This is a genomic window from Ruegeria sp. B11 (genome assembly GCF_056539785.1).
In genome coordinates, this window is sequence record NZ_JBQFVO010000002.1 from 318,833 (window position 1) to 339,193 (window position 20,361).

General features: G+C 54.4%; 18 protein-coding genes and 1 pseudogene. 10 read left to right on the forward strand and 9 right to left on the reverse strand.

Features of this window, described 5'->3' with window-relative positions:
• Positions 1 to 34: 34 nt before the first annotated feature.
• The 5 genes from ACR0I1_RS09235 to ACR0I1_RS09255 form a co-directional block, all read right to left on the reverse strand.
• Complete coding sequence (locus ACR0I1_RS09235) at positions 35 to 1,267, reverse strand: Tm-1-like ATP-binding domain-containing protein (RefSeq protein ID WP_480706061.1); 1,233 nt, start codon at positions 1,265 to 1,267, stop codon at positions 35 to 37.
• Between the two features lie 73 nt (positions 1,268 to 1,340).
• Positions 1,341 to 2,825 (reverse strand): aldehyde dehydrogenase, encoded by a 1,485-nt coding sequence (locus tag ACR0I1_RS09240; RefSeq protein WP_480706062.1) that lies wholly within the window; start codon positions 2,823 to 2,825, stop codon positions 1,341 to 1,343.
• 5 nt (positions 2,826 to 2,830) lie between these two features.
• Positions 2,831 to 4,363 carry a tripartite tricarboxylate transporter permease gene (locus tag ACR0I1_RS09245; RefSeq protein ID WP_170509171.1) on the reverse strand — a complete coding sequence of 511 codons (1,533 nt, stop codon included), beginning with the start codon at positions 4,361 to 4,363 and terminating at the stop codon, positions 2,831 to 2,833.
• Between the two features lie 10 nt (positions 4,364 to 4,373).
• Complete coding sequence (locus tag ACR0I1_RS09250; protein ID WP_170394014.1) at positions 4,374 to 4,910, reverse strand: tripartite tricarboxylate transporter TctB family protein; 537 nt, start codon at positions 4,908 to 4,910, stop codon at positions 4,374 to 4,376.
• 62 nt (positions 4,911 to 4,972) lie between these two features.
• Complete coding sequence (locus ACR0I1_RS09255; RefSeq protein ID WP_480706065.1) at positions 4,973 to 5,902, reverse strand: tripartite tricarboxylate transporter substrate binding protein; 930 nt, start codon at positions 5,900 to 5,902, stop codon at positions 4,973 to 4,975.
• A 109-nt stretch (positions 5,903 to 6,011) separates the two neighbouring features.
• Between ACR0I1_RS09255 and ACR0I1_RS09260 the strand changes: the two genes are divergently transcribed.
• Together ACR0I1_RS09260 and ACR0I1_RS09265 are read left to right on the forward strand one after the other, a co-directional pair.
• A complete protein-coding gene (locus ACR0I1_RS09260) occupies positions 6,012 to 6,791 on the forward strand; it encodes an IclR family transcriptional regulator (RefSeq protein WP_170596484.1) in 780 nt (259 codons plus the stop codon).
• A 32-nt stretch (positions 6,792 to 6,823) separates the two neighbouring features.
• Positions 6,824 to 8,176 carry an aminotransferase class III-fold pyridoxal phosphate-dependent enzyme gene (locus ACR0I1_RS09265; protein WP_170394008.1) on the forward strand — a complete coding sequence of 451 codons (1,353 nt, stop codon included), beginning with the start codon at positions 6,824 to 6,826 and terminating at the stop codon, positions 8,174 to 8,176.
• Positions 8,177 to 8,210: 34 nt separating this feature from the next.
• Here the strand turns inward: ACR0I1_RS09265 and hpaR are convergent, their stop codons facing one another.
• A complete protein-coding gene (hpaR, locus tag ACR0I1_RS09270) occupies positions 8,211 to 8,651 on the reverse strand; it encodes a homoprotocatechuate degradation operon regulator HpaR (RefSeq protein WP_170394006.1) in 441 nt (146 codons plus the stop codon).
• A gap of 105 nt (positions 8,652 to 8,756) precedes the next feature.
• Here hpaR and ACR0I1_RS09275 point away from each other — a divergent pair, with 105 nt between their 5' ends.
• From ACR0I1_RS09275 to ACR0I1_RS09310, 8 genes and pseudogenes are all read left to right on the forward strand, one after another.
• Entirely contained in the window at positions 8,757 to 9,140 is a 384-nt protein-coding gene (locus ACR0I1_RS09275; RefSeq protein WP_480706066.1) for a 5-carboxymethyl-2-hydroxymuconate Delta-isomerase, read from the forward strand.
• A 2-nt stretch (positions 9,141 to 9,142) separates the two neighbouring features.
• Positions 9,143 to 10,654, forward strand: coding sequence for a 5-carboxymethyl-2-hydroxymuconate semialdehyde dehydrogenase (hpaE, locus tag ACR0I1_RS09280; RefSeq protein ID WP_480706068.1), 1,512 nt, complete (start codon positions 9,143 to 9,145; stop codon positions 10,652 to 10,654).
• Positions 10,655 to 10,705: 51 nt separating this feature from the next.
• The gene (gene hpaD / locus ACR0I1_RS09285; RefSeq protein WP_480706070.1) at positions 10,706 to 11,557 is read left to right on the forward strand and encodes a 3,4-dihydroxyphenylacetate 2,3-dioxygenase; all 852 of its coding nucleotides are present in this window, start codon (positions 10,706 to 10,708) and stop codon (positions 11,555 to 11,557) included.
• A 12-nt stretch (positions 11,558 to 11,569) separates the two neighbouring features.
• Positions 11,570 to 12,553: a 3,4-dihydroxyphenylacetate 2,3-dioxygenase gene (gene hpaD / locus ACR0I1_RS09290; RefSeq protein ID WP_480706072.1), complete on the forward strand. Its 984-nt coding sequence runs from the start codon at positions 11,570 to 11,572 to the stop codon at positions 12,551 to 12,553.
• A 63-nt stretch (positions 12,554 to 12,616) separates the two neighbouring features.
• A complete protein-coding gene (locus ACR0I1_RS09295; RefSeq protein ID WP_480706074.1) occupies positions 12,617 to 13,471 on the forward strand; it encodes a fumarylacetoacetate hydrolase family protein in 855 nt (284 codons plus the stop codon).
• On the forward strand, positions 13,468 to 14,268 hold the full coding sequence (hpaH, locus tag ACR0I1_RS09300) for a 2-oxo-hept-4-ene-1,7-dioate hydratase (RefSeq protein ID WP_480706076.1): 801 nt from the start codon (positions 13,468 to 13,470) through the stop codon (positions 14,266 to 14,268). The genes ACR0I1_RS09295 and hpaH overlap by 4 nt, the downstream gene beginning before the upstream one ends.
• A 12-nt stretch (positions 14,269 to 14,280) precedes the next feature.
• On the forward strand, positions 14,281 to 15,339 hold the full coding sequence (locus ACR0I1_RS09305; RefSeq protein ID WP_480706078.1) for an aldolase/citrate lyase family protein: 1,059 nt from the start codon (positions 14,281 to 14,283) through the stop codon (positions 15,337 to 15,339).
• 419 nt (positions 15,340 to 15,758) lie between these two features.
• Positions 15,759 to 15,929: pseudogene (locus ACR0I1_RS09310) on the forward strand (IS5/IS1182 family transposase); the annotation flags it as partial.
• Between the two features lie 248 nt (positions 15,930 to 16,177).
• Here ACR0I1_RS09310 and lhgO read toward each other — a convergent pair.
• The 3 genes from lhgO to ACR0I1_RS09325 form a co-directional block, all read right to left on the reverse strand.
• Positions 16,178 to 17,377: an L-2-hydroxyglutarate oxidase gene (gene lhgO, locus ACR0I1_RS09315; RefSeq protein ID WP_480706079.1), complete on the reverse strand. Its 1,200-nt coding sequence runs from the start codon at positions 17,375 to 17,377 to the stop codon at positions 16,178 to 16,180.
• Positions 17,378 to 18,980: 1,603 nt separating this feature from the next.
• Positions 18,981 to 19,193, reverse strand: coding sequence for a hypothetical protein (locus tag ACR0I1_RS09320; RefSeq protein ID WP_480706081.1), 213 nt, complete (start codon positions 19,191 to 19,193; stop codon positions 18,981 to 18,983).
• A gap of 383 nt (positions 19,194 to 19,576) precedes the next feature.
• On the reverse strand, positions 19,577 to 20,359 hold the full coding sequence (locus tag ACR0I1_RS09325; RefSeq protein WP_480706082.1) for an arginine deiminase family protein: 783 nt from the start codon (positions 20,357 to 20,359) through the stop codon (positions 19,577 to 19,579).
• Between the last annotated feature and the right edge of the window lie 2 nt (positions 20,360 to 20,361).

The following is a 20,361-nucleotide window of genomic DNA, read 5'->3' on the forward strand; positions in this document are numbered from 1 at the left end:
GTGTATATCATAAAGACGGGCGTAAATCCTGAATTTATGTTGCGACCACGCCTTCTGCGACCCATTCGTCGAACTGGGCCAATACATGATCGCAAAACGCGGCATCGTTGATATGTGCGTCTATTTCGGTCATAGGAACGCGCCCGGGCATGACTTTACGGGCCTCATCCATCATCTCGGCCAGGGCTTCGGGATTATACGCCTCTTCACCCTCCTTGTCCCAGGCTTCGACCCCGTGAACGGGCAGAAAAAAGTGAACCGGGCCAGTTGAGGCCTCCAATCGGTTGGTAAGCTCCCGCACCCATGCACGGCGTTCATCGCCATTGAAGACCGAGCTTTTTATCAGGCGATTATGTTCATGGAATGGGCGGTCGGCATACTGGTCAGGGATGTCCTGCCATCCGGCAAAATCCAAAAGATCCAACGCACCCGGTGCAACCAGTTGTGGCGTGCCGACACGCCCGGCATTTGTCACGCGATCCTCACCGCTGGAGACCACGGAACCCGCCATCAGGTTCCCGAATTCCTGCATGCAGAAGTCCATGACGCAGGCAAACGCCCCTTCACCCGCCAGTTTTTCGAATGCCATGCCGCCCATTCCGGTGGAATGAAAAACGGCAACCTCGAACCCGCGCTCTTCCAGCGCTGGTTTGAGCGTTTTCATGTAGCGCAAACACGAGGATCCAAGACTGGTCATCCCGATCAGCGGTTTGCTGCGATCCGGTATTGTGGCAGCCTTTGTGGCACCAACAACAGCGCCGGCCGCTTGCGCAAGCGAAGACTGGCAGATCGAATTCATACCATAGAGCCCCCCGGCCCACAGGATCATCTGAATGTCCGGAGCCAGTCGGTGCGGCGGGATCAGCGGAGAAAAACTGACGGTCGACACGATGTATTTAGGCACCCCCATGGGCAAGGCCTGAGCACAGTCCAGGGCCAGATCGGTGCCCATAGTGCCCCCGGTCGCCAGCATCCCGTCAAATCGCCCATCCGCATAGGCTTGGGTAACGGCCTTTGAGGCACCGTCTGACATCACGCGAAAGGCCCTGTTCTCATCCCCTTGTGCGATGACATCTTCGATGGTCATTCCAGCCGCTTGGGCGATGTCGTGCTTGGAGATATCGGTTGGCTCCAAAGGGTCGCCCAATACAGAGACATCCATCGTCAATACATCCGCGCCTTGCGCCTTGATCGCCTGTTCGATGAACCGCATCTCGGGTTCTTTCGTGTCGTAGGTCCCAATCAGCAGGATTGTCTTTGTGGTCATTGGTTCCTCCTATTCATGCGACCTATGGGCCCCAGACAAAGCGGTGAAGACATGTCGTACAGACACCCCGCAGTCAGAGCTTTATCCAGGCGGTTTTCAATTCAAAGTACTTCTCAAGCGCGTGCAAAGATTTGTCATGCCCGTTCCCGGATTGACCCACGCCCCCAAGCGGAACGGTCAGGTCCGAGCCGCCATAGGTGTTCACATGCATGACCCCGGTCCGCACTTCGGCCACCATGCGATGCGCGCGACTGAGGTTCGAAGTCCAGACTGCGCCTGCGAGCCCATAGACTGTGGCATTGGCAAGCCGGATCGCCTCGGCTTCGTCATTGAACGGGGTCACGGCCAAGACTGGGCCGAAGACTTCGTTCTGAAACAGATGATCCGTTTCTTTGACACCTGCCATGACAGTGGGGGACATGTAGTACCCGCCGGTTTCGGTCAGAATGCGGTCACCGCCTGTGCGGAGTTCAGCCCCCTCTGACTCGGCTGTTGAGACAAAATCCAGGTTGACCTCCAGCTCTGAAAGGCTGTGCACTGCACCGATCTGGCTGTTCAGGTCCAACGGATCACCAACACGAAGGGCTGCGGCGTGGCGCGTGATCTCGGCCACAAAATCCTCGTAGATGTCCTGCTGCACCAGCAGGCGCGAGCCCGCGATACAGATCTGACCGGAATTGCGGAAGATCCCCGCGGCCGAAACTTTGGCAGCTTCCGCCAAATCAGGCGCGTCAGCGAAAACAATATTCGGAGACTTGCCACCCAATTCCAGATAGCAGCGTTTCAAATTGGACCGCGCCGAGTATTCCAGCAGTCGCCGACCTGTCGCGCCCGATCCCGTAAAGACCATGATGTCCACATCCATCGACAAGGCCAAAGCTTCGCCCGCGACCGAACCACGCCCGGTCACAACGTTGAAGACGCCATCCGGAACTCCGGCTTCGGCAGCCAGCTCAGCGATTTTAAGCAGGCTGAGCGATGCGCTTTCTGCAGGCTTCAAGACGATGGAGTTGCCCGCCGCAAGGGCAGGGGCGATTTTCCAACTGCCGATCATCAACGGGAAATTCCAAGGCACAATCGCCCCGACAACTCCGACAGGCGCATGATGTACGAGGCCAAGAACATCGTGGCTCGTCGGGGCAATCTGCCCGTAAATCTTGTCGATGGCTTCGGCATAGTAGCGGAAAGTGGCCGCAGCCGAGAGCGCCTCGGCCTTATAGGCCATATTGATCTCGGTTCCGTTGTCGCGTACGCCCAGCACCGCGATCTCAAGCGCACGGGATTCGATCAGATCCGCCAGTTTCAGCAGAACCTTCTTGCGTCCTGCAGGGGCCATGCGCGACCACCGGCCATCCTCAAACGCGGTCCGCGCGGCGCGCACCGCTGCATTCACATCCGCCGGGCTGCCCTCGGCGATTTGAGCGAGAGGCTGGCCGTCGATGGGCGACAGCACCTCATGCTGGGCGCCAGTTTCACCGGCACGGAAATCGCCATTGATAAAGTGTCCGCGTGTGGCAATCTCCTGCACGCGCAAGGCATTGATGGAAGACTGTTCCATGAAAGCTATCCTTGTTGGTTCGGGTGGTCGGAATCCACGGCTGGGACATGGGGTTCGGGGCGCAGCTTGTTTTTGAACTCGTAGTACAGTGTGCGGAAATGCAGGATCAGGATCAGCACGATCAGGCAGAACAGGATGGCTGCGATGGGCCGGTCGATGAAGTCCAGTGGCGTCTTGACCCGTGCCATTGCGCTGCGAAGCTTGGTTTCCATGATTCCGCCCAATACCATGCCCAGGATGATCGGGACGATCGGCAGATCAAGCCGTTTGAGGATTAGGCCAAAGACACCAAACCCAGCAGCGATCGCGCAATCGGTGATCGAGTTGCGTAAACTATAAACCCCGACAAAGGCTAAGATCAGGATCATCACACCCAGGAAGCGTGTGGGAATCTGAATGATCTTTAACAACAGGTTTGTCGAAAACAGCAGAAAGACCAGAACGATCACATTCAGCAGGATCAGCGCCATATATAGGGCCATGACGAAATCCATCTGGTTCTCAAACAGTTGCGGGCCGGGGATCACGTTGTGAACATAGAAGACCGACAGCATCATCGCCGTAAGCGCTTCGCCGGGTATACCGAGGGCGAGTAGGGGGATCATCGCTGCCCCCGGCACGGCGTTGTTCGCGGCTTCGGATGCCACCAACCCTTCGGGCGAGCCATCGCCGAATTTGTCGGGATTTTTCGAGCTTTTCTGAGCATAGGTGTAGGACAGAAACTGCGAAGTGAACTCACCTGTTCCCGGCACCATGCCCATAAATACCCCGATGCTTGAAGAAACGGTAGCGATCCGTTTCAGGCCCAACAGTTCCTTCAATCCGGCAAAGATATTACCGCTGACGTGAGTGTCTTCTGGTGCATGGTTCTTTTCCAACAGCAAAAGAAATGCCTGGCTGAGCGCAAACAGACCCAGCACAACCACGATCAGGTCAACGCCTGACGCCAGCCAGCTTTGATCGAAAGTGTAGCGGCGCGTATATTTGACGGGCTCCAGTCCGACCGTGTTCAAAAAGACGCCAAAGGCAGCAAGCATACCTGCTGCAAAGATCTGTCCTCGATGGGCTAAAACGACCAGAACAATACCTAGCAACGCGGCCAGAAAAATCTCTCGGCTGCCAAAATGCGGGGCGATCATGGCCAACACGGGCGAGAGCACCATAAGGCAGATGATCGCAAAGACACCTCCGAAGAATGAGGCTGAATAGGCCAGCGATAACGCCCTGTGGCCTTGGCCGCGCTTGGTCATGGGATAGCCATCATAGGTAGTCAGCGCATTGACCGCTGTTCCCGGCGTGTTGATCAGGATGGCCGGGATCGCGCCGCCATACATGGATGATCCGTAAATCCCCAACAACAAGGTCAGACCGACGATGGGCTCAAAGGCAAAGGTTGCGGGCAACAGGATGGCGATGGCAACGGCAGCGCCCACACCGGGCAGCGCGCCGATGATGACACCACCGATCGAGCCGATGAACAAGGCCACGATGACCTGCCATTGCAGCAGGATTGAAACACCGGACAGAAGGGTATCCATACGTGCCTCCCTACAAATATGTCAGCGCAAAGGCGCGGATCGAGTCGGGAAGGTATTCATAGACAGCCCCTGCCGGGATTTTGACTTGCAGAAACGCTCGGAACACGATGGTGACGACGAAGCCGAACAGGGCTGCGATGCCGATCGCGCCCGAGCCTCGAAACCCTGAACGCAGGGTCAGAAACACCGCGAACAACATGGTGGACGGCAGATAGCCAAGCTGTGGCACCAGTAGGACATAAATCAGGAAATAAGCCACATATTCCAGAGACCGGACCCAAAACCCGACCTCGGCCCAACGACCATCGATCCGATCGGATAAGGCAGAGCTGAGCCAATGCAAAAAGCTGAACAAGACCATGCACCACACGGCAACGGTGGGCCACAGACCGGGTTGAGCAAACCATTTGGTCCGCTTGACGACCTGCGTCTGCTCCCCAAGCTGAGACAGTAGAAACACCGAGAAAGCCAGGAACAATACGGCAAACACAATATCACCCGGACGGCGATACCGTTTGAACATGTCCTGAAGCGTTCTTGCGATCATTTCATCCTCCCAGCCCTATGAAGAAGGCGCGGAAATCACTGCCCGCGCCTCGATCCGGGGTGTTACTCGCCTAGAATCTCTTCTATTTTGGCGAATGACGCTTTATCTTGCTCGATCTGGGCATTCGAAGCATTGGGATCCTGCCAATAGATCAGCGCACCGGTTTCTTCGGCAAGCTTTTTAGCCTTGTCCGATTGCAGTGCTTTTTGGGCTGCGGCGGTGATTTTTTCGCGAGCCTCGGGCGGCGTGTCTTTGTGAACAAACAGTCCGTTCCACAGCGCCAATGGCAGGTCTGGGTTAAGCTCAACCACTGTCGGCGTATCCGGTACCAGAGCGATCCGGTCGCCGCCGATGCTGGCCAGCACGTTCACTTCATCCAGACAGGGCAGAATAAGCTGGAGCGTGGTGTTGATGACATCAACGTCACCGGACGCCAAGGTGTTGCAGTCCAGCGCATCGAACGCGGCTTCGCTGGCAAAGTCGAAACCGCTGCTGACAGCGGCGGCAAAAGTAACCTGCGTGGGTGGCAGAACCGAGCCAAAGTGGCCGAGTGCCACGTCGTTTGACTTGCCGTGTTCCACCAACTCATCCCAGCTTTGGAACGGGGCGTCTTTGCTCGACGCGATTACGAACGGGTAGGTCAGGAAGATGCCGATCGGTTCAAACGGGTTCGGGTTCAATTCAGGAATACCAATCTCGGGCCCGATGACCGGAACACCAATCACAAACGACCCGATCGTATAGCCATCCGCCGGTGCTGTGGCGACTTCGACTGCGCCGGGGAAAGGACCACCACCGCCGCCGGGCTTGTTCACAACAGCTGCCGGTACCCCGTACATCGCCTGAAATTCATCTGCGATCATTCTGGTCAGGACATCTTCAAGATCACCCGGAGGCCAAGGAACCACAAAGGATACCGGCTTTTCGGGGTATTCTGCCAAAGCGGCCGTTGCCGAGGCGGCCATCACGGCTGCCGCAATAAACTTTTTCATTTACACCTCCCAGTGTATGGTTCATTATTTGAACCGAGTTAACAATAATAATCTTGCTTTGTTAAGTTCATTCTGTCAAGGATAACATCAACGGAAGGAGGCAAAACACATGGGTGCCGCACTTAATGCGCTAAAAATGCTGGACTTATTCTCAAACACGATGGCCGAAATCGGCCTGAGTCAGGCCGCGCGCCTGTCAGGATTGAACAAGGCGACAGCCCTGCGTCACCTACGAGCGCTTGAAGAATTCGGGTTGATCGAACAAAACCCGCAGTCAAAGACCTATACCATCGGACCAGCTGCGCTGCGGCTTGCGGCACTGCGCGAGATTGCCAAACCCGGCCTTGAAGGCGCGCGCCAAAAAATGCACTTGGCCATGCAGGAGGTTGGCGAAAGCCTGCACCTAACGCTGCTGGAACAGGGCAGCCTGCAAACCGCCATCGTGGTTGAGACAACCAAGCACAGCGTTCGCGTCAGCCTTGATCCAAGCGAGATCATCCCGGTCAACGCGACTGCGGCGGGTCTATGTATGCTCAGCTTTGGCCCACCTTTCCTGCTGGATCGTCTGGATCAGGAAGCGCAGGTACGTTTCACCGAATCCACCCTGACAGACCCGGATCTGATCAAGGAAAAAGTTGCCCTGATCCAGCGGGCTGGCTGGGCCAACAGCAACGGCAGCTACGAAGAAGGTGTTTTTGGTTTTGCAACGCCAATCTTCGGCATCGATCAAATCGCCCTTGGAACCATTTCGATCGCCGTGCCCGAGATTAGAGCCACTTATGAGCGCCTGCCCTTGATCCTGAAATCACTTCAATCCCTCTCGCGCGATCTGACCGCAAATTTCGGCGGCCAAATGCCCGAGGCCTTTCCAACCGAGTTCCACCCATAAGCGAAAGTGGACAACCCCCGGAGAACCGCAACATGAAAGACTCCAACTTTCTTAAGGAGAACAACGCCCGCCATTTCTGGCATCCGATGGCGCACCCGGCCGACAGCCGGAACAACCCTCCGACCATTCTGACCGGCGGGGAAGGGGTTAGCATCATCGATGTGGACGGGCACAAGGCCATCGACGCCGTGGGTGGCCTTTGGAACGTTAATCTGGGCTATTCCTGCGATCCGGTGAAACAGGCGATCACTGATCAACTAAATGCGCTGCCGTATTATTCGACCTTCCGGGGTACGAGCAACGACAAGGCGATCGAGCTGTCTTACGAGTTGGCACAGTTCTTTGCTCCTGATGGGCTGACACGCGCCTTTTTCACCTCGGGCGGATCGGATTCGGTGGAAATCGCACTTAAGCTGGCGCGCCAGTATCACAAAGTTCGGGGTGAGGCCGGTCGCACCAAGTTCATCAGTCTCAAACAGGGATACCACGGCACCCATTTCGCTGCCGCTTCGGTTAATGGCAATCAGAAGTTCCGCGCCGTGTATGAACCCATGATGCCAGGCTGTTTTCATGTGCCTGCGCCTTGGACCTATCGCAACCCGTTTGACGAAACCGACCCTGAACGCCTGGCTCAGCTTTGCGTCAAAGCGCTTGAAGCCGAGATTGCGTTCCAGGGGTCCAACACGGTTGCCGCCTTCATCATGGAGCCGATTTTGGGCGCAGGCGGCGTAATTCCGCCGCACAAAAGCTTTATGCCCATGGTGCGTGAGGTTTGTTCGAAGAACGGTATTCTGCTGATTTCAGACGAAATCATCACGGCGTTTGGTCGAACCGGTAGTGAAAGCGGAGCGAGACATTGGGGCGTCCAGCCTGACATTATGACGACGGCCAAGGCGATCACCAATGGCTATTTCCCGTTTGGCGCCGCGATGATCTCGGGGGCAGTTGCCGAGGTATTTGAAAATGACACAACCGGCTTGGCATCCGTTGATCAGGGATACACCTATTCTGGTCACCCCGTCGGCGCGGCGGCGGCACTGGCAGCTCTTTCGGAAATCAATCGTCTGCGGATTTGGGAAAACGCTGCAGCACGCGGGGATGAGCTGTTCGAGGGCTTGAAGAAACTGGCTGAAAAGCACGAGGTGATCGGTGACGTCCGAGGGGGCGAGGGCCTTATGTGCGCGCTGGAACTGGTCTCGGACCGCGCAACCAAAGCACCGATTGCCAAACAACTGCCAATACAGGTGCAAAAGGCAGCTTATGAGGATGGTGTGATGGTGCGCGTATCTGGCAACAACATCATCATTTCCCCACCTCTGATTGTCACATCCGACGATGTTGCCAAGATCCTGTCAGCGCTGGATACAGGATTGTCGAGTTTGTAGTCGTCGCGCAGACCCCGCTTGCCAACTGGCGGGGTCAAACCTTAACAGCCTGCAGCTCTTCAAGTAGGTCCAGTAGCTCATCAAGCTTCTCTCGCCCCATCTGCGCCTCAATACTATTTGAAATGGCCAATGACGCTTGAAGGTTGTCTTTCAAAATCTGCCGACCCGCATCTGTAATCATCACCATCGTCCGCCTTTTATCCTGGCTGTCCTGACGACGTGTGACCTGCCCATCGGCTTCCATGCTGCGCAATATTCGCGTCAGGCTGGGCAGCAACAGACAAGCTTCTTTGGCGATAGCGCTTTGCTCGACCTCGCCAAGCTCATCCAGTACGCGCAGGACGCGCCATTTTTGCTCGGATATCTGGATGTCCTGCAGCATGTCCCTGATGGGGGCCATGATCGTTTCGCGGGCGCGCAATAATGCAATAGGAAGCGACCTTGAGGTGCTCTTGGTATGGCTTTGAGTGTTCATACCGCCTTCTAGTGTGCTGCCCTAGGAAATGCAAAGATTAACAACGCAACTTCTTGACGACATAATCTTATAATGCTAAACATGTTAATTAATAACGGAGGAATCATGCCGCATTTTCACGTCGAATATTCCGGGAATCTGGAAGACAGGATCGACATGGGCGGTCTGTGCGATTGCATCCGTGCAACGGCCGCTGAGGTTGACACCTTTCCGCTAGCAGGCATTCGCGTCCGAGCGATCCGTGTTGATCACTATGCCATCGCAGACGGAAATCCAAAGCATGGGTTCATCGATATCTCGATCCGGCTGCGGGCCGGTCGTTCGCAGGCCATCAAGAAGGACGCAACGCAGCGCATCTTCGAGGCGGCCCGAACCTATCTGGAATCCGCCATGAGGCAGCATTCCATCTCGCTGTCGCTTGAGATGCGCGACATCGATCCCGACCTCTCCCCCAAAACCGGCACGATCCGCGACCATCTGGAGGCCTGACCATGAGTGACCTGCACAAGAATATTGAACGGCTTGATGGCTTCCTTGCCCGTTTCAAGAAGACCGGGATCAAGAACCGGATCGCAGGAGAAGATCAAGATGGGTCAGCAGGGGTGTTTCAGTCGATCTCTCCGGTGGATAAATCGGTGATCTGCGACGTCGCCCATGGCACTGCAGAAGATATCGATACAGCAGCACAGGCCGCGCATAATGCCTTTGCAGACTGGCGCGACATGCCCGCTACGGAGCGCCGCGGGATATTGCTTAAAGTTGCAGATGGCATTGAGGCAAGAGCCGAAGAGATCGCGCTGTGCGAATGCTGGGATACCGGCCAGACCCTGCGCTTTATGTCCAAAGCCGCCCTGCGAGGGGCTGAGAATTTTCGCTATTTTGCCGATCAGGTGGTTCAGGCGCGGGATGGTCAACACCTGAAATCACCGACACTGATGAACATAACCACCCGCGTCCCAATCGGGCCCGTTGGTGTCATCACGCCGTGGAACACCCCGTTCATGCTGTCGACATGGAAGATCGCTCCGGCACTGGCCGCTGGCTGTACGGTCGTCCACAAACCGGCTGAAGATTCACCGCTGTCTGCGCGGCTATTGGTAGAAATCGCGGAAGAAGCCGGTCTGCCCAAGGGTGTGCTGAACACTGTCAACGGTTTTGGTCCAGACGCAGGTAAGCGGCTGACCGAACATCCATTGATCAAAGCCATTGCCTTTGTCGGTGAAAGCCGTACGGGCAGCATCATTACCAAGCAAGGCGCAGATACGCTGAAACGGATGCATCTGGAGTTGGGCGGTAAGAACCCGGTCATCGTCTTTGACGACGCCGACATGGATCGCGCGCTGGATGCGGTGATCTTCATGATCTATTCGATCAACGGCGAACGTTGCACGTCTTCTTCGCGGTTGCTGGTACAAGATACAATCAAGGAAGAGTTCGAAGCCAAGCTGATCGAGCGCGTGAACAATATCAAAGTCGGCCACCCGTTGGACCCTGCAACCGAGATTGGCCCGCTTGTAACGGAAGAGCATTACAACAAGGTCACTTCATACTTCGGCATCGCCAAGGAAGACGGCGCGACCGTCGCGGCCGGTGGCGTCAAGGTGGGCGAAGAGGGGTACTTCGTACGGCCCACCCTGTTTACCAACGCCAACAATCAAATGCGCATCGCACGCGAGGAAATCTTTGGCCCTGTCCTGACCGTGATCCCGTTCTCGACTGAGGAGGAGGCGCTGCAGATCGCAAATGACACGCAATATGGTCTGACCGGCTATGTCTGGACCAACGATCTGACCCGCGCGTTACGTTTCACGGACAAGCTTGAGGCCGGAATGATCTGGGTGAACTCGGAAAACGTGCGCCATCTGCCCACACCGTTTGGCGGGGTCAAAGCATCCGGCATCGGGCGCGACGGCGGCGACTGGAGCTTTGAGTTCTACATGGAACAAAAGCATATCGGCTTTGCCACAGGCCAGCACAAGATCATGCAATTGGGCAAGCTATAGCGGCCCCTCAGACGACAATCGCGCGAAAAACCTTAACTCCAGGAGCAGACTATGGGAGAAATCGTTCTTGCCGCCAAAATGACCCATGTGCCGACACTGCTCATGTCTGAGCAGGAAGGCCCGGTTAAAGGCAAACGTCAGCCCGCCATTGATGGCCACCGCGAGATCGCGCGCCGTGCAAAAGCGCTGGGGGCGACCACGGTGATCATCTGCGACACGCATTGGGTGATCAATGCCGGGTTCCACATCAACGCCAATGAAAAATTCGAAGGTCTGTTCACGTCGAACGAGTTCCCGCAGTTCATCCAGGACCTGCCCTATTCCTATGAGGGCAATCCTGAAATGGGTGATGCCATCGCAAAGATCGCGTCGGACAAAGGCGTCTACACTTTAGCGCATCACTTGGACAGTCTCGAACTGGAATACGGTACGCTGGTCCCGATGCGCTTCATGAGCCGCGAGCATGATATGAAAGTCGTCTCAGTCGCGGCCTGGGCCACGGTGCATAGCCATGACGAAAGCCGGGTCATTGGTGAAGCCATCCGTGAAGCGGTTGAGGCCAGCAATGAAAAGGTGCTGTTGGTCGCGTCAGGCTCGTTGTCGCACAAGATCTGGGCGAACAAGGATTATGCCGCCAATAACGGCACTTTCACCATCAGCTCGGAATTCAACCGTCAGATGGACTTGCATGTGCTTGAGATGTGGAAGAACGGCGACCACGCCACGTTCCTGAAAATGCTGGGCGACTATGCCAATTTCTGCTGCGGCGAAGGCTCGATGCATGACACGTCGATGCTCTACGGAGCGCTGGGGTGGGATACCTATGACAAGAAATGCGAGATTGTGACTGAGTATTTCCCAAGCTCCGGCACCGGCCAGACAAACGTCATCTTCCCCGTATAACAGGAGGTTAAAATGCCCGTTCCAGCCCCCAACCTGTATCCCGACTTCAACACAATCCGGCTGAGCCATGTTTGCCTGAACGTCAGCGATTTGTCAGCTTCGCGTAAATTCTACTCAGAGGTTCTTGGCCTTCAGGTCTCGGACGAAAGCGACACGCACGTCTATTTGCGCGCGATGGAAGAACGTGGACACCACTGTGTGATCCTGCAGAAATCCGATCAGCCGGCGACTGTCGAGGTCATGGGCTTCAAAACATTCGACGAGGATGATTTGGATCGGGCCGAGGCGTATTTTATATCCAAAGGCCGACCGACCTCATGGGTTGATCGCCCCTATCAGGGCCGGACTCTGTTAACCTCGGACAATATGGGCATACCGCTGGAGTTCTATCACAAGATGGATCGCCTGGAGCCGATCCATCAGAAATACGCGCTCTATCGTGGTGTGAAACCGCTGCGGATCGATCACTTCAACTGCTTCTCGACCAATGTCGATGACAGTGTCGCATTCTACAGTGATTTCGGGTTCCGCGTGACCGAGTATACGGAAGACGAAGACAGCAAGAAACTGTGGGCCGCGTGGATGCACCGCAAGGGTGGGGTGCATGATATGGCCTTCACCAATGGCAAAGGCCCACGGATGCACCACGTGGCCTTCTGGGTGCCAACACCGCTGAACATCATCGATTTGCTCGATCTAATGGCCACCACCGGCTATGTGGACAACATCGAACGCGGCCCGGGGCGACATGGTATTTCGAATGCTTTCTTCCTGTATATCCTCGATCCCGACGGACACCGGATTGAGATTTATTGCTCGGATTATCAGACCGTTGACCCCGATCTGGAGCCGATCAAATGGGACCTGAAGGACCCGCAGCGTCAGACGCTCTGGGGCGCTCCGGCGCCGCGCAGTTGGTTTGAACACGGCACATCCTTTGTCGGTGTGGATGTAAACGAGCCAGACCTATCTGCGTCTCCCATCATCGCACCGTAAGCAAAGTATGCTTGATCTAAAACATCTTAGTATGGGCGGGTTCCATAACGCCGAGGAGGCCTGATGCGCATTGCAACCTACACTGCCAACGGTGAAACATTTTTTGGTGCGATCACTGATGAAGGCGCGGTCGCACTAAACAGCGAATTTGCCGAGTTCAAAAGCCTCTACGAGGTTGTCGCCGCTGGTGCGTTTGGCCAATTGGCCGAGGCTGCCGAAGGAAAGCCGGTAACCCATACGGATTTTACCTTTGAGATGGTGATGCCGGATGTCCGTCGCATTCTGTGCGTTGGTGTGAACTTTCCAGATCGCAACGCGGAATACAAAGATGGCAGTGCCCAGCCGAAATACATGTCGCTGTTTCCGCGCTTCGCCAGTGGATTTACCGGCCATAATCGCCCTCTGATCCGCCCGCCCGAAAATCACACGCTGGATTACGAGGGTGAAGTGGCCATCGTGATCGGCAAAGCAGGCCGCCGGATTTCGCAGGACGATGCTTATGGCCATATCGCAGCCTTGACCCTGTGCAACGAAGGGACAATCCGCGATTGGGTTCGGCACGCCAAGTTCAACGTCACGCAAGGCAAGAACTGGGACAAATCGGGTGCCATCGGCCCTTGGCTGGTCCCGTTCACCAATGCCGCCCAACTGGACGACGCCCGCATTCAGACCCATGTGAATGGTGAATTGCGGCAGGACGATACGTTGAACCGAATGATGTTCCCGATCCGGCGTGAGATTGAATACATATCGACCTTCATGACGCTTCAACCGGGCGATATAATCGTCACCGGCACCCCAACCGGCGCAGGTGCACGATTTGATCCGCCAAAATACCTGGCCCCTGGCGATGTGGTTGAGGTATCCGTCGAAGGTATAGGCACCCTGAGCAACACCATCGAGGATGAGCAGATATGACCCCGGAAGACCACGCGCGCGCTGCCGCCGATCTGCTGAACGCGGAAAGGACGCGACAGCAGATCGGTCTACTGACATTGCGGTATCCCGAAATGGCGATGGATGACGCATATGAAGTGCAGAATGCCATCTATCGGGCCAAGCTGGCGGAAGGGCGCAAGGTCATCGGCTGGAAGATCGGGCTGACCTCGAAGGCGATGCAATATGCATTGAACATTAATATTCCAGACAGCGGTATTCTGTTTGACAACATGGCTTTCGGAAATGGAGACACCGTTCCCGCTGGTCGTTTCATCCAGCCCCGGATCGAAGCCGAGATTGCCTTTGTGATGAAAGATGCCATTGGTGGTGCAGATGTGACCCGCGATCAGGTTTTGCAAGCGACCAACTATGTTACTCCGTCCATTGAAATCCTCGACACTCGTATTAAGCGGGCAGACCCTGGGACTGGAAAGTCCCGCACTGTATTCGACACAATCAGCGACAACGCCGCAAATGCCGGCATTGTACTAGGGGCGGAACGCCACCCAGCGGATGCATTTGACCTGCGATGGGTAGGGGCCCTAACCTTCCGCAACGGCGAAATCGAGGAAACTGGCCTGGGTGCGGGCGTATTGAATGATCCGGTCGAAAGTGTGGTCTGGTTGGCCCGTCGCATGGCGCAATACGGCCAGAGCATTGAACCCGGCCACGTAATCCTGTCCGGCAGCTTCATTCGCCCAATCGAATGCCCATCGGGTGCGGAAATCCACGCCGATTTCGGATCGTTCGGATCCGTCGACATCAATTTTGCCTAAAGGAGCAGCGACATGCCCGCACCAAAGAACACCTTTAAGGCCGCATTAAAGGCTGGAAAGCCTCAGGTCGGGTGCTGGATCGGAATGGTCGACGCATATGCAGCAGAAATTTCCGCGACCGCAGGGTTCGATTGGTTGTTGGTCGATGGCGAACACGCACCAAACGACCTGCGCTCGACCCTTGAACAGGTGCGAGTGATCGAAAGTTCGGGCAGCGCGCCCGTTGCACGTCTACCGATTGGTGAGACATGGATGATCAAGCAATATCTCGATGCGGGTGTTCAGAGTATTCTGGTGCCGATGGTCGAAAGCGCTGATCAGGCGCGCGAACTGGTACGCGCGGTGCAATACCCCCCACACGGCGTGCGAGGTGTGGGATCATCCCTTGCGCGAGCTTCGCAATTTGCCGAGATCCCGGACTACCTCGATACGGCGGATGAGCAGATTTGTCTGCTGCTACAGGTTGAGAACAACGCGGGCATGGCTGCTCTGGACGACATTCTGACGATTGATGGAGTAGACGGAGTTTTTATCGGACCTGCAGATCTGGCCGCCGACATGGGTCATATCGGCAACGCCGGGCATCCAGATGTTGTGGAGGCCATTGAAGACGCGCTGACCCGCATCGTCGCGGCAGGTAAAGCCGCGGGTATCCTAACACTGGACCCAGCAATGCAGCGTAGGTGCCTTGAGATCGGCGTGACCTTTCTGGCCACTGAAATTGACGTCACCCTTTTCGCAAAAAGCATGCGCGCCAAAGCGCAAAACGGCCTCGCGCTTTTGCCGCGACAGAACGCAATCGGATCGGCGACAACAGAAAATGCCAGCAAGTACTTACAGCAATTGTGCAAACATTGGTCACATAAGGGACAGGTCGAGTTCGATGTAAATACTGGAACCGTTTTTTTTGACAGTGGTAATGCCGTCGAACTAAAGGCGACGCCAGTAGCACTGGAAGTTCGCGCCTCGGCGCAGCCACGCGATGACTTGGACAGTTGGAAGACAGTGATTTCCGATCACCTAAAACGGTTTGCCTTTCGCGAAGAGCTTGAACTGAACTGGGATGACTAGCGACTTTTGTTTTGCTGGAAATAGTATGGGTTTTTCTAAGCGTTCCTGCCTGCTCGCGTGTTTACAACTCGTTTGTTGTCAGTAACAGGGCGCCGTTGCGATGTCAGAGTATGCGCCAAGATCACTTAGGCAAGCATCTATTTCTAAGGTTATCTGAACACTTGCTCATGGATTACTCCCTAGAATGTTGTGGACGGCACTGCGGCTAGTTTGCAGGAAACCAACAGACCCGTCGGGGTGAATTGATGCGGTCAACTTGTCCAAGATCATCTTATAAGCAATTGAGTTTTATCTGTAAATTCTCAAGAACAAATAAAAGTCTCCTTCTTTTTGTTCTCATTGTTCAGCCGTACAAGAAAAAGAACCGGCTGTTACATGGTGCAGCAGGGTCATCTAATTGAAAGACCCGCCGGTAGGATATCTCGATGAAGCTGCGGAAGAAGAACGAAACGCTCTTCGCTCACTTCAAACGCGTACTTGGGTTAGGACGGCTCCGATTTTGTGGCCCGTATGGCGCAAATTGAAAATTAACCCTCACTGCCACCGCCCAGAACATACACAAATGGGTCAATATCTTTACCGCACCGTAACAAACACGCAAAGCCTAATCGGGAAGGCGTTTTTGCCGTGTTCAGATCATTGCATTCTGCGCGCGTAACACTTTGTTTTTGAATAAAACCAGTCGCTTTCTGCCCATTACTCTGGAAGCATCCCAAACCGGCCTTTCAAGCACGCTGTCGCGCCCGACCAATTTCTACGATCAAAAACTTGCACCAACTACAACGCCAACAGCGGGAACCTCTGTTGGCGCGGTGACCATCGATTTATCTGCAGCTAGCTATTGGCTCAGTACTCGCTCGCATATTTCCTGAGCGATTGGCATAGCGCTTGTTGCTGCCGGCGAAGGCGCATTTAATACGAACGTCATACGATCCTGAGATCTGAACAGAAAATCGTCTTCAAGTCGCCCGTCAGGATGAACGATCTGGGCACGATGGCCTGCCACGTAGTGACACAAATCCCGCAATTCAACTTTTGGACAGTATTTCTGAACTTGTTTGAGATAGTAACGCTTTGACACCGCGCTTCGAATTTCATTGGCTATGGCGCAAGGATGCTTGGCAAGAGATCGCCAAAAGCCTGCGAACAAGGCCATTTCACGAAAGTCTGCTAAGCTGAATGACACCTTGGAGTATCTTTCGCGTGCCAATGATATGATGGCATTCGGACCGACATTGATCGATCCATCAATCATAGGCGTCAAATGGATACCTAGAAACGGTAGGTTGGGGTCAGGCACAGGATAAATCAGATGCTTGACCAGTTTGGATTTTCGTTTTGGAAGACGATAATATTCCCCCCGAAACGGTACGACTTTGGCATCGCACGCAAGTCCCGCCATGCGAATTATACGGTCGGATTGCAAACCTCCACAAACAACAAGATGCTCACACCCGATCATACCCTTTAGTGTGATGAGCGCGGTTTTTCCATAACTGTTATCGATGCCTACCAAAGGGGTGGAATATAGAAATGTCCCTCCATTAGCCACGAAGTCCTCAAGGAGTGACCGAGCTATTTGGGAGTAGTCTACAATCGCGGTGTCTGGTAGCCGAACAGCGGCGCACCCCGCTACGTTGGGTTCCAAGGAAGTTAGGTCGGCCAAAGACAGGTCTTGAACTGTTACGCCGTTCTGGCGCGCGCGATCCGCCAGGTCGCCAAGTCGAGCTTTCTCTTGATCGTTCGTGGCGACTAAGAGCTTCCCGCGTGTCTCGTACTTCAAGCCCTTTGTCTCGCAATAGTGCTTCGTTCTAAGCAGTCCTTCACGACAAAATCGCGCCTTTTTACTGCCCGGCTTGTAGTAGGCACCAGTATGGACCACACCGCTGTTACGGCCGGTTTGGTGACGTGCTGGAGCATCTTCTTTTTCGATTAGCAATATCCGCGCTTTGGGCGCTCGTCTGGAAAGCTCCAGCGCGGTAGCTACTCCGACAATCCCGGCGCCTACTACTGCATAATCGTAAGTTCCGAGATCCATAAACTCTCCTATATTTTGAGCCCTTGATGTGCTGGGCATAGATCAAATTACGAGGCGGTTTATGAAGTGGCAATACCCGCCGGTCAGCTTCGCTTTTTCTGATGTTGGTTAAGTTATTACAAGTTTTTATGCGCCAGAGAGCCTTAGGAAGGCTCAAACGGGACTAGACTTCAAAGGCAACAACATGTCTGAACTGCAAGGCAATCGACCGGATGTCCGCTACCCATGATGTTGTACCGTTCGTGGTATTCGAAAGTATAGCTGGGGCAATGAAAAACGCCAAAACAAGCGAGATTATGTGGCAGAGATAATCTTATCTAAAGCCCCAGTTTTATACAGACGGTCTGAGATCGACAAGGTCGATCTGAAACAGTTTATGACCCCACCGAACTCGCAGAAACTCGCCTCAGATTTCCGCTATATGATCCTGCCGCGTCGCATAACGGCAGGCTGCTCATCAATGCCAGCGCACGGAAGTGATCGCTGACCTGCCCGGCGGTCTCAAACAGGTTTATTTGGCTCTCGAGGCTGTTGCAGATCGCGTACAGATTTGTGTTCATTTCGACCTTGGTTCTGCCAATCAGGCGCCCGCGCTCCCTTTATCATCGAAAGACTGAACGCCGTGCGACTGACTCCGAGATATGTTGCGTCAACCATCATGCTCATTTCCTCACCGTTAATCAGCAGCCAACTCTATCAAACTCGGCGCAAAGATGCCTTTATCGCTCCGGTGCTGCCAACGGTTATGTAACGAATTGCGAAGACCGCGTACGCTGGGCGCATCTTGTAGATCTGAGTGACCTTGGTTCTCTTATTGAACGGGTTCTTTAGGCGCTGGCTTTGCGGCCGATCGATCTGACTCGATGATCTAACATTGACCACCTTCAGCCTCATCAGATCGCAGCCGCGCAACTTGCTATCGATTACCATGTTGAAGGGCGCTAGATCTCGATGATTTTCGGCGAGCTCGTGGAGCAATTGGATCGCCCAAACGTGTTTTGGTTTCAGCGGGCGCTGTTAACCTGCAATACGCCTTTCGTTCCAGGCTGGACGAAGTGAGCGTATAGCAGTTAAGTTTGGCGTTTCCATGGCTGATGTTCCGATCCGCCATGCCCGCCAACAACGACAGCTCGGCGTTGATGCAATACAAAATCACAGGATGCAGCATTTGCTCCGATGACCGCTGTGGAGCCAAAAGTGACTGACAAGGCAAATCGCGCCAATGTCGGAAATGCGCTTTTCTATTATCTTAACCGCCGTTGGAGCAGAAGCTTTAGGTCGTTACGCGATTACAATTGGTTGAGGCGAGTTTGTTGTCGGGCATATGGATATCACATGCAGTTCGGCTCAGTTTTCTAAGTATGGTTGATGGCAGTCATATTCTCGGTCCAATCTATAAAGGCAAACCTCGAAACGAGCGGTAGCTTCCTTGTTGATGCTGGTATCATAATTACGCCCGAAAAGAACGATGTTCGCCTTTAGAAGCGTCCGACCCGTCTGGTGATAATTGACGACGAACGTGTCAATCAAGTGATCCGAGATATTATTGAAACAATTGAAACCGCGATTAGTTCGCCATTTGGAGCGGAGTTTCTTAGCGAGGTTATGTTTCAAAAACTTCCAAAAGGGCTTCGCGCGGGATAGCAGCCAATGTCAGTGCTGATAGAAAGGGTGGACTTTCAGGACCCAATATCCATCCGAACCTTGTTGATGCGTTTGTTCTCCAAACTAACATCGTTTCGGTCGTGGCCAGCAGGTTGACGGTTGCAATGATTAACGGGCTTTGGGGTATGTCATCCAGTGACAACCAGGCCATGCTGAAGGAAGGCGGTAGTTAGTGTTCCTATTCAATCAGATCCATAATTGGCGTCAAGTATGGCGCATCGTTATCGGTTTTACCTAACCAGCGTTCGAGCTAGCTGAGGATTGTCTTTTGGAAGAGATTGCTCATTCGCTGTGCCCACTAAAGGATATGCAAGGTTCACCCGTTTTTTTGTATCTCGTTCATTGAACAAGGAAGGAGCGTCAATCGAGTACTGCCAATCTTGCTCAGAATGCAGTTTATACAAGCTTCGCCGCAAAATCCTTACTATTTTTAGTACCTTGGAGGGCAATCGCAAATTAGCTTTCGGTTAAAAAGCTTGATATTCATTAGCCAACTAAAAGACCGCCGATAACCAAAGGTTGACGAATAACCCTTCAAAATCTTAGCGAGAGACATGACATGCCGCCATCCAGCTTGGCGCAATCGGTGTTGTCAATTTCTACGATCTCAAACCCTTCACGATCCAACATGTCCGCTGTGCGTGAGAAGCCTGCAGCCATCAGCACCAGATTGTTGAAGCGGATCGCGTTGGCAGCAGCTTCTTCCCCATCAGCAACATGAAGCACTCGGTAGCCCTCAAAGCAGCCTGATGCATCAAGTCTTCGGGTAGACAGGATTGTTTCGGCATCCATCAGTGAACAATCTGTCTTGAAGTGCAAAACGCCTTCCGGTGTAAACACTTCGCGCAGTTTGTGGCCCCACGCGGAGGTGATTTTAGACAGCTCGGCGACACCTTCAGCGTCAGTGCGGTCTGATCTGCCCACCAAAATTTCGCGACCGGTTACAAGAATATCTCCGCCCTCGATATGGCCGGGGCCGTTGATTTCCAGAACCGTCTCGTAGCAAGCGCGAAGATTTGGCGCCATTTCTGCCACCTCACCCATCCGCGATGGTGCGCCTGGCCGCATCAGCACAGCGCCTTGCGGCAGGCAAAGGGCCGTATCTTCGACAAACTGTGCGTCGGGGAACGCGTCAAGGGGATCAAGTTCGATCACTTCAGACCCGGTGCTTTTCAGTGCAGCCACGTAAGCCTTATGTGCCGCCATCATCCCTTCGAAATCGGGGTTTCCAATATCCTTTGCACGCAAACCGCCAGCAATGGTCGCAGCCGGGCGGCGGGTGATGGCGCGGGAGAACTCAAAGGTCGGGTCTGACATGT

Bases quoted from the DNA above. Each gene is read 5' to 3' on its own strand.
- ACR0I1_RS09325 (WP_480706082.1), bottom strand. From the start codon at position 20,359: ATGTCAGACCCGACCTTTGAGTTCTCCCGCGCCATCACCCGCCGCCCG.
- ACR0I1_RS09320 (WP_480706081.1), bottom strand. From the start codon at position 19,193: ATGGCCTGGTTGTCACTGGATGACATACCCCAAAGCCCGTTAATCATT.
- ACR0I1_RS09240 (WP_480706062.1), bottom strand. From the start codon at position 2,825: ATGGAACAGTCTTCCATCAATGCCTTGCGCGTGCAGGAGATTGCCACA.
- ACR0I1_RS09275 (WP_480706066.1), top strand. From the start codon at position 8,757: ATGCCGCATTTTCACGTCGAATATTCCGGGAATCTGGAAGACAGGATC.
- lhgO (WP_480706079.1), bottom strand. From the start codon at position 17,377: ATGGATCTCGGAACTTACGATTATGCAGTAGTAGGCGCCGGGATTGTC.
- ACR0I1_RS09245 (WP_170509171.1), bottom strand. From the start codon at position 4,363: ATGGATACCCTTCTGTCCGGTGTTTCAATCCTGCTGCAATGGCAGGTC.
- ACR0I1_RS09260 (WP_170596484.1), top strand. From the start codon at position 6,012: ATGGGTGCCGCACTTAATGCGCTAAAAATGCTGGACTTATTCTCAAAC.
- hpaR (WP_170394006.1), bottom strand. From the start codon at position 8,651: ATGAACACTCAAAGCCATACCAAGAGCACCTCAAGGTCGCTTCCTATT.
- ACR0I1_RS09295 (WP_480706074.1), top strand. From the start codon at position 12,617: ATGCGCATTGCAACCTACACTGCCAACGGTGAAACATTTTTTGGTGCG.
- hpaD (WP_480706072.1), top strand. From the start codon at position 11,570: ATGCCCGTTCCAGCCCCCAACCTGTATCCCGACTTCAACACAATCCGG.
- hpaH (WP_480706076.1), top strand. From the start codon at position 13,468: ATGACCCCGGAAGACCACGCGCGCGCTGCCGCCGATCTGCTGAACGCG.
- ACR0I1_RS09235 (WP_480706061.1), bottom strand. From the start codon at position 1,267: ATGACCACAAAGACAATCCTGCTGATTGGGACCTACGACACGAAAGAA.
- ACR0I1_RS09250 (WP_170394014.1), bottom strand. From the start codon at position 4,910: ATGATCGCAAGAACGCTTCAGGACATGTTCAAACGGTATCGCCGTCCG.
- hpaD (WP_480706070.1), top strand. From the start codon at position 10,706: ATGGGAGAAATCGTTCTTGCCGCCAAAATGACCCATGTGCCGACACTG.
- ACR0I1_RS09255 (WP_480706065.1), bottom strand. From the start codon at position 5,902: ATGAAAAAGTTTATTGCGGCAGCCGTGATGGCCGCCTCGGCAACGGCC.
- hpaE (WP_480706068.1), top strand. From the start codon at position 9,143: ATGAGTGACCTGCACAAGAATATTGAACGGCTTGATGGCTTCCTTGCC.
- ACR0I1_RS09305 (WP_480706078.1), top strand. From the start codon at position 14,281: ATGCCCGCACCAAAGAACACCTTTAAGGCCGCATTAAAGGCTGGAAAG.
- ACR0I1_RS09265 (WP_170394008.1), top strand. From the start codon at position 6,824: ATGAAAGACTCCAACTTTCTTAAGGAGAACAACGCCCGCCATTTCTGG.